This is a genomic window from Exiguobacterium alkaliphilum (genome assembly GCF_018138125.1).
In the GTDB taxonomy this organism is placed as follows: Bacteria; Bacillota; Bacilli; order Exiguobacteriales; family Exiguobacteriaceae; genus Exiguobacterium; species Exiguobacterium alkaliphilum.
In genome coordinates this window covers 2781656-2792500 of sequence record NZ_CP073101.1, presented here as the reverse complement: position 1 = coordinate 2792500, position 10845 = coordinate 2781656, and the positions used below count along the sequence as shown (strand labels likewise).

Here is a 10845-nt window from a genome sequence, read left to right as displayed (position 1 = left end):
CTCCGAATGCCAGTGACTTGTACTCGGGAGTCAGACTGCGAGTGATAAGATCCGTAGTCGAGAGGGAAACAGCCCAGACCATCAGCTAAGGTCCCCAAGTGTATGTTAAGTGGAAAAGGATGTGGCGTTGCACAGACAACTAGGATGTTGGCTTAGAAGCAGCCACCATTCAAAGAGTGCGTAATAGCTCACTAGTCGAGTGACGCCGCGCCGAAAATGTAACGGGGCTAAACATACCACCGAAGCTATGGATCCCGTAAGGGATGGTAGGAGAGCGTTCCAAGCAGCAGTGAAGCGGTATCGTGAGGAGCCGTGGAGCGCTTGGAAGTGAGAATGCCGGTGTGAGTAGCGAAAAGAGGGGTGAGAATCCCCTCCGTCGAAAGCCCAAGGTTTCCTGAGGAAGGCTCGTCCGCTCAGGGTTAGTCTGGACCTAAGCCGAGGCCGAAAGGCGTAGGCGATGGACAACAGGTTGATATTCCTGTACCGCCGTACCACCGTTCGAACGATGGGGGGACGCAGAAGGATAAGGTAACCGTGCGACTGGAAGTGCACGGACAAGCAGCGAGGCCGTCGGGTTGGCAAATCCGCCCGGCACACAAGGTCGAGCTGTGACGTGGAGCCCGTAGGGCGAAGTACCGGATTTCACGCTGCCAAGAAAAGCCTCTAGTGAGGAGGTCGGCGCCAGTACCGTAAACCGACACAGGTAGGCGAGATGAGAATTCTAAGACGCGCGGGATAACTCTCGTTAAGGAACTCGGCAAAATGGTCCCGTAACTTCGGGAGAAGGGACGCTTATGGCAACATAAGCCGCAGTGAATAGGCCCAAACGACTGTTTAGCAAAAACACAGGTCTCTGCTAAATCGCAAGATGAAGTATAGGGGCTGACGCCTGCCCGGTGCTGGAAGGTTAAGGGGATGTGTCATCGCAAGAGAAGCACTGAACCGAAGCCCCAGTAAACGGCGGCCGTAACTATAACGGTCCTAAGGTAGCGAAATTCCTTGTCGGGTAAGTTCCGACCCGCACGAAAGGCGTAACGATTTGGGCACTGTCTCAACGAGAGACCCGGTGAAATCATAGTACCTGTGAAGATGCAGGTTACCCGCGACAGGACGGAAAGACCCCATGGAGCTTTACTACAGCCTGATATTGAGGCTTTGTACGCGATGTACAGGATAGGTGGGAGTTTGTGAAGCCGGAGCGCCAGCTTCGGTGGAGACACCCTTGGGATACCACCCTTTGCGTATAGAGTCTCTAACTCGCAGCCGTGATCCGGCTGGAGGACCGTGTCAGGTGGGTAGTTTGACTGGGGCGGTCGCCTCCTAAACAGTAACGGAGGCGCCCAAAGGTTCCCTCAGAATGGTTGGAAATCATTCGAAGAGTGCAAAGGCAGAAGGGAGCTTGACTGCGAGACCTACAAGTCGAGCAGGGACGAAAGTCGGGCTTAGTGATCCGGTGGTTCCGCATGGAAGGGCCATCGCTCAACGGATAAAAGCTACCCTGGGGATAACAGGCTGATCTCCCCCAAGAGTCCACATCGACGGGGAGGTTTGGCACCTCGATGTCGGCTCATCGCATCCTGGGGCTGGAGTAGGTCCCAAGGGTTGGGCTGTTCGCCCATTAAAGCGGTACGCGAGCTGGGTTCAGAACGTCGTGAGACAGTTCGGTCCCTATCCGTCGTGGGCGCAGGAAATTTGAGGAGAGCTGTCCTTAGTACGAGAGGACCGGGATGGACGCACCGCTGGTGTACCAGTTGTTCCGCCAGGAGCATCGCTGGGTAGCTACGTGCGGACGGGATAAGTGCTGAAAGCATCTAAGCATGAAGCCCCCTCCGAGATGAGATTTCCCTTTGAGCAATCAAGAAAGACCCCTCAGAGACGATGAGGTAGATAGGTCATGGGTGGAAGCGTGGTGACACGTGGAGCTGAATGATACTAATCGGTCGAGGCCTTGATCTAGTCTATGGTTTGTATTGATGAACTTCAGTTTTCAGGGAACAAGCCTGAAATTGTCTGGTGGCGATAGCGAAGCGGCCACACCCGTTCCCATGCCGAACACGGAAGTTAAGCGCTTCAGCGCCGAAAGTAGTTGGGGGTCTCCCCCTGTGAGGATAGGACGTCGCCAGGCAAACGGTGGTTCTGGAGCATTCGCTCAAGGGCCGCCGCTTTTTTATATCGTCATTCAAATGAAAGAGAGGAAGAACAGATGGCCAAAAAAATCAAAGTATACGTCGAGCCAAACGAGACGGTCGGTGAGTGTTTAGATCGCATCGCTCAAATGGGGTATCGCCCGGTACGTAGGATTGAAAAGCCTGTCTTTGAAAAAACGGGAACCAAAGACGAACCTGTACATTCCCATCAATCGATTTTATTTGAGTGCGTTGCTCTCAAACCATGATGCCAAACCGTCCTTTTATGAGGGCGGTTTTTTTACGTACTGAGAATGAGTTAAAAGCGAACGATAAATATTCAGACAATTAAAATGTTCGCACTTTGTTGACATGTTTTCAAAGAACAAGGTACGATAGGCGTGTGAGTTAAGAAAATCAAATATCGCTCCATATAATCGCAAGGAAATGGCTTGCAAGTTTCTACCTGATCACCGATTCTGGTCAGACTATGGGGTATAGTCGACATTTTTTTGTCGTGGTCTATACCCTAAACTGACGAATCGGTTTAGGGATTTCTTTATTTTAAGGGGGACGCTGAAGTGAAGACAGTTGGTGTAATCATGGGCAGTTCATCTGACTGGGAGACGATGCAACATACATGTGCTGTGCTTGATACGCTCCACATCGCATATGAGAAACAAGTCGTGTCGGCGCATCGCACACCTGATCTTATGTTCGAATATGCTGAAAAGGCACGAGACCGCGGGATTCAAATCATCATCGCCGGTGCAGGCGGAGCTGCCCACCTTCCGGGGATGGTGGCCGCGAAGACGACGTTGCCAGTCATCGGTGTACCCGTTCAATCGAAAGCGTTGAACGGACTCGATTCACTTCTATCCATCGTCCAAATGCCGGCCGGTGTACCGGTCGCGACGGTCGCGATTGGACAAGCAGGCGCCACGAATGCCGGACTTCTCGCCGCACATATCCTTAGCATTCATTCAATGGACATCGCCGATCGCCTTACGCAATATCGCCAAGAGAAAAAAGAGATGGCGATGCATGGAACGGAGGAACTCGTCTAATGAGAATCGGGATATTAGGCGGAGGCCAACTTGGACGAATGATGTCACTCAGTGCAAGTGCGATGGGGTACGAGACGCTCAGCCTTGACCCAGCTGAACGCGGACCGGCGGCTCAAGTGGCACCGAGTATCGTCGCAAACTTTGACGACGTCGAGGCAGCAAAAGAACTCGCAGCGCGTACCGACGTCATCACATATGAGTTCGAGAACATCGAGACCGCAATGATTGAAGCGATTCGCGATAAGTGCCCGCAAGGCATGGACGTGTTGAAAGCAACGCAGCACCGATTGCTCGAAAAACAGATGATTGAGTCGGCTGGGTTACGGGTCGCCCCGTATGTGCCGGTACGTTCTGTACGAGACGTCTTACGAGCCCAAGAGTTACTTGGGTTGCCATTTGTCATCAAGACGTGTCGATTTGGATACGATGGCAAAGGACAGACGGTCGTCCGGACGATGCAGGATGTCCATTCGTTCACCGATCAGTTCCGTGAGGATGAATACGTCGCCGAAGCGTGGCTTTCTTTTGAAAAAGAGATATCGGTCATCGTGACACGAGGCGTTCACGAGACGACGACGTTCCCGATTAGCGAGAACGTTCATCAAAACAACATCTTACATCTATCGATTGTCCCGGCCCGTCTTTCCGAAGACATCATAGAAGACGCACGTCATCTGGCGCTACAGCTTGCGGATCAGATTGGGTTGATTGGAACGCTCGCAGTCGAACTGTTCGTTATGCCAGACGGTTCCCTTTACGTGAATGAACTCGCACCACGACCTCACAACTCAGGCCATTACACGATCGATGCATGCGAAACGTCACAATTCGAGCAACATATTCGTGCCGTGACGGGCATGTCCCTCGGTCATACGACGTTACACACACCGGTTGTCATGGTCAACCTGCTAGGGGAACATATGCAAAAACTGAACCCGCAGCGTTTACCATCGAATGTTAAACTACATCTGTATGGGAAAGACGAAGCGAAACCCGGACGGAAGATGGGCCACTTGAACGTACTTGCCCCTTCTGTCGACGAGGCGCTTCATACCATCGAACAACTGGCAATTTGGAAGGAGACTGTTTTATGATTTCACGTTATACCCGCCCTGAGATGGCGGCCATTTGGACCGATGAGAACAAGTTTGACGCTTGGCTCAAAGTCGAGCTTTACGCTTGCGAGGCGTGGAGCGAGTTAGGTGTCATTCCAAAAGAGGACGTCAAGGTACTTTGGGATCAAGCCTCATTCGATGTCGAACGAATCCTTGAGATTGAACAAGAGACGCGTCATGACGTGATTGCCTTCACCCGTGCCGTCTCTGAAACACTCGGTGAAGAAAAGAAGTGGGTCCATTACGGATTGACGTCGACGGATGTCGTCGATACAGCGCTCTCTTACTTGATTAAGCAAGCGAACGATATTTTAGAAGCAGACTTGGATCGGTTCATCGACATTCTTGCTGAAAAGGCGAAAGCGCATAAATACGACATCATGATGGGTCGTACCCATGGCGTTCATGCGGAGCCGACGACGTTCGGTTTGAAGCTCGCCCTCTGGTACGAGGAAATGAAGCGCAACAAGAAACGCTTCATGGCAGCACGCGAGACGATTGAGTTCGGCAAGATGAGCGGCGCTGTCGGCACGTTCGCCAACATCGACCCGTTCATCGAATCGTATGTCTGTGACAAGTTGGGCATCCAGGCCGCTCCAATCTCGACACAGACGTTACAACGTGACCGCCATGCTGAATATATGGGTACGCTCGCGTTGATCGCCACGTCGATTGAGAAGATGGCGACCGAGATTCGCGGCCTTCAAAAGACAGAGACACGTGAAGTCGAAGAATTCTTCGCAAAAGGACAAAAAGGGTCATCGGCGATGCCGCATAAACGTAATCCGATCGGCTCGGAAAACATGACAGGCCTTGCCCGCGTCATCCGCGGCCATATGGTGACGGCGTACGAGAACGTCCCGCTTTGGCATGAACGCGACATCTCGCACTCATCGGCAGAACGCATCATCTTACCGGACGCGACGAGCTTGTTGAACTATATGCTCAACCGTTTCGGCAACATCGTGAAGAACTTGACGGTGTTCCCGGACAATATGCGCCGCAACATGGACCGGACGTTCGGCATCATCTTCTCGCAACGGATCTTGCTCGCCTTGATTGAGAAAGGCTGGTCACGTGAAGCCGCGTATGATGCCGTGCAACCGAAGGCGATGCAGGCGTGGGAAGAAGAGACAATGTTCCGCACTTTGATTGAACAAGACGCCGAGATGGGCGCACTCTTCACGAGTGACGAGCTCGACGACCTATTTGACCCGAGCCATCACGTGCGCCGTGTCGATGTGATTTTTGAACGCTGTGGTTTGTAATCGTTGAGGGGCGCCATGCCCCTCTCACTTTAAGGGGGAACGGATACAGATGGAAGCAATCTACGAAGGTAAGGCGAAAGCGTTATACGAGACAGAAGAGCCGAGTGTGCTCCGCGTTTATTATAAAGACGACGCAACGGCATTCAATGGGGAAAAGAAACAGTCGATTGACGGCAAAGGCGTATTGAACAACGCCATCACGACCCGTTTGTTCGAGCTGATGCACGATAATAAGATTCCGACGCACTTTATTCAAAAAGTATCGGACCGCGAACAACTCGTCCGACGTGTCGACATCATCCCGCTCGAAGTCGTCGTTCGCAACGTCGCCGCCGGGAGCCTGGCCAAACGACTCGGTTGGGAAGAAGGGACACCGCTCCTCGCACCAATTGTTGAATTCTATTATAAAGATGACGCACTCGGAGATCCGCTTCTGACAGAAGATCATATCCGTTTACTGCAGGTCGCCACACATAAAGAAGTCGAAACATTGCGACAACTCGGGCTTTGGGTGAACGATGTGTTGCTTGATTTCTTCGCAGAACACGGCATCGACTTAATCGATTTTAAACTCGAGTTCGGTAAAGTCGACGGGACGATCATCCTCGCCGATGAGATTTCGCCGGACACGTGCCGACTTTGGGATCAAGAGACGAAGCAGAAGCTCGACAAAGACGTATTCCGTAGAGACCTCGGATCACTGACCGAGACGTACGGCCAGCTGTTAACACGCATAGGGGGAATGGACCAATGAAAAAAGTAAACGTGTACGTGACATTACGTGAAAGTGTGCTCGACCCACAAGGTGTCGCCGTCAAAGGCGGACTCGATCACCTCGGATTCACCGGCGTTGAATCGGTGCGCATCGGTAAAGTGATCGAGCTCCAAGTGGCAGATGAGACGACCGAAGCGATGGTCCGAGACATGTGTGAGAAGCTGCTCGTCAATACGGTCATCGAGAACTACGAAATCGAGATGGGGGTACTCGCATGAAATTTGCGGTCATCGTCTTCCCAGGATCGAACTGTGACCTCGATCTATATCACGCGGTCAAAGACGTGATTGGCGAAGAAGCGGAATACGTGTTCCATACCGAGACGTCACTAGAAGGTTACGACGGTGTGCTTCTCCCTGGAGGATTTTCATATGGGGATTACTTACGGTGCGGGGCCATTGCACAGTTTTCACCGATCATGAGTGAAGTGAAACGTTTCGCTGAAGAAGGACGTCCAGTATTCGGTGTCTGCAATGGATTCCAAGTGCTTGTCGAGACAGGATTGTTGCCAGGTGTGTTGATGCGAAACCGTGACTTGAAGTTCATGTGTAAGACGGTCGAGCTGAAAGTCGAAAACAACGAGACGATGTTCACGAGCGACTACGCACTCGGTGAGACGATTCGGATCCCAATCGCACATGGGGAAGGCAACTACTACTGTGACGACGAGACGCTCGATACGCTTCGCGCGAACGGGCAAATCGTCTTCACGTATACGGATAATCCGAACGGGTCGGCAGCGGACATCGCCGGCATCACGAACGCACAAGGCAACGTGCTCGGCATGATGCCGCACCCGGAACGGGCGGTCGAGCGATTACTTGGCAGTGAAGACGGAAAACGATTATTCACTTCAATGGTGAAATGGGGGACTCGACATGCTAGTTACAACTGAACCGACAGCACAAGATATCCGTGAAGCACGCTTATACGCGACGATGGGACTTTCAGACGAAGAGTACGCGCTCGTCGTCTCGCTACTCGGACGTGACCCGAACTACACGGAAATCGGCTTATTCTCGGTCATGTGGTCAGAACACTGTTCGTACAAAAACTCGAAGCCTGTGCTCCGTAAGTTCCCGACAACTGGGAAGCACGTCCTTCAAGGACCGGGAGAAGGAGCTGGAATCGTCGACATCGGTGACGGGCAAGCGGTCGCTTTTAAGATCGAGAGCCATAACCATCCGTCCGCGATCGAGCCGTACCAAGGAGCGGCGACCGGCGTCGGCGGCATCATCCGCGACATCTTCTCAATGGGCGCGCGTCCTGTGGCGCTCCTCAACTCGCTCCGCTTCGGAGATTTGAACGAATCACGTGTGAAACATTTATTCGGCCACGTTGTCTCAGGGATTGCGGGGTATGGCAACTGTGTCGGCATCCCGACGGTCGGTGGGGAAGTCGCGTTTGACCCGGCCTATGCTGGTAACCCGCTCGTCAATGCGATGTGCGTCGGGCTCATCCGCCACGAAGACATTCAAAAAGGGATTGCGGAAGGCGTCGGCAACTCGGTCATGTACGTCGGTGCGACGACCGGACGTGACGGGATTCACGGGGCGACGTTCGCCTCAGAAGAACTCGGTGAGGATGCGGACGAGAAACGTCCTGCCGTCCAAGTCGGAGACCCGTTTATGGAGAAGTTGTTAATCGAAGCGTGTTTGGAAGTCATCAAGCACCCGGCTCTCGTCGGCATTCAGGATATGGGCGCGGCCGGTCTCACCTCGTCTTCGGCCGAGATGGCGTCAAAAGCGGGGATGGGCATCGAGATGAACCTCGACCTCGTCCCGCAACGGGAGTCAGGGATGACGCCTTACGAGATGATGTTGTCGGAATCGCAAGAACGGATGCTCCTCGTCGTCAAGGCAGGACATGAAGACGAGATTGAAGCGATTGTCACGAAGTGGGGACTTCATGCGATCAAAGTCGGCGAAGTCATCGAAGACAAAGTGCTCCGCCTTGTGCATCACGGCGAGATTGCGGCCGAAGTACCGGTCGACGCGCTCGCCGAAGACGCACCGGTCTATCATAAGCCGTCAAAAGTGCCGGCGTATTACGAAACGTTCCAAGCGATGGCACCGGTCCAACCGGTCGTCACGGATGTGCTCGCGACGTGGAAAGACGTCCTTGCCATGCCGACCATCGCCTCGAAACGTTGGGTGTATGAGCAGTACGACCATATGGTCCAAACATCGACCGTCGTTGCGCCAGGCAGTGACGCGGCCGTCATCCGTATTCGCGACACAGACAAATCGCTGGCGATGACAACGGATTGTAACGCCAAATACGTGTACCTCGATCCACGTGTCGGCGGCGCGATCGCGGTCGCCGAAGCAGCGCGCAACATCGTCGCGAGCGGGGCTGAACCGCTCGCGCTCACGGATTGCTTGAACTTCGGTAGCCCAGACAAACCAGAAGGGTTCTGGCAACTCGATCAAGCGGTTGAAGGCATGGCCGAGGCGTGTCGAACGCTTGATACACCGGTCATCGGAGGAAACGTCTCGCTTTACAATGAGTCGAACGGAACAGCCATCTATCCGACACCGGTCGTCGGCATGGTCGGTTTGATTGAAAAGCGTGAACATATCACGACTTCGTTCGCCAAGACGGCAGGCGACGTCGTCTTCTTGCTCGGTGAGACGAAACCTGAGTTCGGTGGCAGTGCGCTGCAAATGCTACAAGACGGCAAAGTGAGCGGACACGCGCCGACACTCGACTTAGCGACGGAACGCACGAATCAACAAGCGCTCCTTTCCGCGATTCGTCAAGGGCTCGTCACAGCGGCCCACGACGTGTCAGAGGGCGGACTCGCCGCAGCGCTTCCTGAACTCGTATTCGGGACTGGGTTCGGCTTAGACGTGAGCGTCGAGACGGATCTCGTGACGACACTCTTTAGTGAGTCACAGTCACGCTTCCTCGTCACAGTCGCGGCCGATCAAGCGGACCGCTTCGAGACGTTGACGAACGCCGCGCGTATCGGACACGTGACCGAGGCAACACAACTGATTATCCGGGCGAGTGACCGCCTCATCGAGATGGACGTCACCGAGCTGGAACGTGTATGGGAAGGAGCTATTCCATGTTATATGACATCCGAGGCATGAATGAGGAATGCGGTGTGTTCGGCGTCTACGGACACATCGACGCGTCTCATCTCGCCTACTACGGCCTGCATAGTCTGCAACACCGGGGCCAAGAAGGGACGGGCATCGTTACGGCGGACGGGAAACGGTTGAACGCGAAGCGTGGGCTCGGACTCGTCGCCGAAGTGTTTGACGAACCGTCGCTCGACGCCTTGACCGGGCATCACGCCATCGGGCACGTCCGCTATTCGACGGCGGGGGGGAACACGCTCGAAAACGTTCAACCGCTCCACTTCAAATCGCTCACCGGCGACTTGGCGATGGCGCATAACGGGAACCTCGTCAATGCGACCGAACTGAAACATCTGCTCGAGGCGGAAGGCGCGATCTTCCAGACGACGTCAGACACAGAAGTCGTCGCCCACTTGATTAAGCGGAGTCGTGGCAACTCGCTGAAAGAACGGATTTCGGACAGCTTGGCCCGTCTCGTCGGGGCGTTCGCGTTTCTCTTTTTGACGGAAGACGTACTTTACGTCGCGGTCGATGTCCATGGACTCCGTCCGCTCTCGCTCGGTCAGACCGAGGACGGGGCGTACGTGTTCGCTTCTGAGACGTGTGCGTTCGACGTCGTCGGCGCCACATACGTCCGTGACGTCGAACCGGGCGAGCTCCTCATGATCACAGCGGACGGCATCACGTCCGAACGATACAGTGAAGCCGCGGTCCGGGCGATGTGTTCGATGGAGTATATCTACTTCTCACGGCCAGACTCGATCATCGACGGGGTAAACGTCCATACGGCCCGTAAAGCGATGGGGAAAAAGATGTTCGACGAGGCGCCGGTCGAGGCAGACGTCGTGACCGGGGTGCCCGATTCGAGCATCTCGGCAGCGATCGGTTACGCCGAGGCGAGCGGCATCCCGTATGAGATGGGGCTCATCAAAAACCGCTACGTCGGGCGGACGTTCATCCAACCGTCGCAAGAGCTACGGGAGCGAGGCGTCAAGATGAAACTGTCAGCGCTTCGCGGCGTCGTGAACGGCAAGCGCGTCATCATGGTCGACGACTCGATTGTCCGGGGCACGACGAGCCGGCGCATCGTGAAGATGCTTCGTGAAGCCGGGGCGACCGAAGTGCACGTCCGCATCACGTCACCACCGATAAAACATCCGTGTTATTACGGGATCGATACATCATCAAAGGAAGAGTTGATTGCGGCCACTAAATCCATTACAGAAATTAAAGAAGAGATTGGGGCCGACTCACTAGCATTTCTTTCATTGGAAGGAACGGTCGACGCGATTGACCGACCGTTTGAAGGAAACTTGCGTGGGCAGTGTGCCGCTTGCTTCACCGGACTTTATCCGACGGAACTGGCGGAACTTGTGACAGAGACAAAAGCTTGAGGGGGACTGAC

Annotated in this window: 9 protein-coding genes, 2 rRNA genes and 1 riboswitch (1 of these 12 running past the window's edge); all 11 genes read left to right on the top strand. The window is 54.2% G+C overall.

The window, feature by feature from the left end; all coding sequences use genetic code 11:
* A 23S ribosomal RNA gene (locus KB235_RS14395) occupies window positions 1–1956 on the top strand (it extends 958 nt beyond the left edge of the window).
* Window positions 1957–2009: 53 nt separating this feature from the next.
* A 5S ribosomal RNA gene (gene rrf / locus KB235_RS14390) occupies window positions 2010–2125 on the top strand.
* A 78-nt stretch (window positions 2126–2203) separates the two neighbouring features.
* Window positions 2204–2395 carry an NETI motif-containing protein gene (locus KB235_RS14385; RefSeq protein ID WP_034809046.1) on the top strand — a complete coding sequence of 64 codons (192 nt, stop codon included), beginning with the start codon at window positions 2204–2206 and terminating at the stop codon, window positions 2393–2395.
* Window positions 2396–2535: 140 nt separating this feature from the next.
* A riboswitch (purine riboswitch) is annotated at window positions 2536–2637 on the top strand.
* A 91-nt stretch (window positions 2638–2728) separates the two neighbouring features.
* The gene (gene purE / locus KB235_RS14380; protein WP_211780987.1) at window positions 2729–3193 is read left to right on the top strand and encodes a 5-(carboxyamino)imidazole ribonucleotide mutase; all 465 of its coding nucleotides are present in this window, start codon (window positions 2729–2731) and stop codon (window positions 3191–3193) included.
* Window positions 3193–4287 (top strand): 5-(carboxyamino)imidazole ribonucleotide synthase, encoded by a 1095-nt coding sequence (purK, locus tag KB235_RS14375; RefSeq protein WP_211779977.1) that lies wholly within the window; start codon window positions 3193–3195, stop codon window positions 4285–4287. Before purE ends, purK begins: the two co-directional genes overlap by 1 nt.
* Window positions 4284–5576 (top strand): adenylosuccinate lyase, encoded by a 1293-nt coding sequence (gene purB / locus KB235_RS14370; RefSeq protein WP_034809043.1) that lies wholly within the window; start codon window positions 4284–4286, stop codon window positions 5574–5576. Before purK ends, purB begins: the two co-directional genes overlap by 4 nt.
* 49 nt (window positions 5577–5625) lie before the next feature.
* A complete protein-coding gene (purC, locus tag KB235_RS14365; RefSeq protein ID WP_211779976.1) occupies window positions 5626–6330 on the top strand; it encodes a phosphoribosylaminoimidazolesuccinocarboxamide synthase in 705 nt (234 codons plus the stop codon).
* Window positions 6327–6569, top strand: coding sequence for a phosphoribosylformylglycinamidine synthase subunit PurS (purS, locus tag KB235_RS14360; RefSeq protein WP_034809041.1), 243 nt, complete (start codon window positions 6327–6329; stop codon window positions 6567–6569). Before purC ends, purS begins: the two co-directional genes overlap by 4 nt.
* On the top strand, window positions 6566–7246 hold the full coding sequence (purQ, locus tag KB235_RS14355; protein ID WP_034809039.1) for a phosphoribosylformylglycinamidine synthase subunit PurQ: 681 nt from the start codon (window positions 6566–6568) through the stop codon (window positions 7244–7246). The genes purS and purQ overlap by 4 nt, the downstream gene beginning before the upstream one ends.
* Window positions 7230–9449, top strand: coding sequence for a phosphoribosylformylglycinamidine synthase subunit PurL (purL, locus tag KB235_RS14350; RefSeq protein WP_211779975.1), 2220 nt, complete (start codon window positions 7230–7232; stop codon window positions 9447–9449). The genes purQ and purL overlap by 17 nt, the downstream gene beginning before the upstream one ends.
* Window positions 9425–10834: an amidophosphoribosyltransferase gene (gene purF, locus KB235_RS14345; RefSeq protein WP_034809034.1), complete on the top strand. Its 1410-nt coding sequence runs from the start codon at window positions 9425–9427 to the stop codon at window positions 10832–10834. The genes purL and purF overlap by 25 nt, the downstream gene beginning before the upstream one ends.
* Window positions 10835–10845 lie beyond the last annotated feature (11 nt).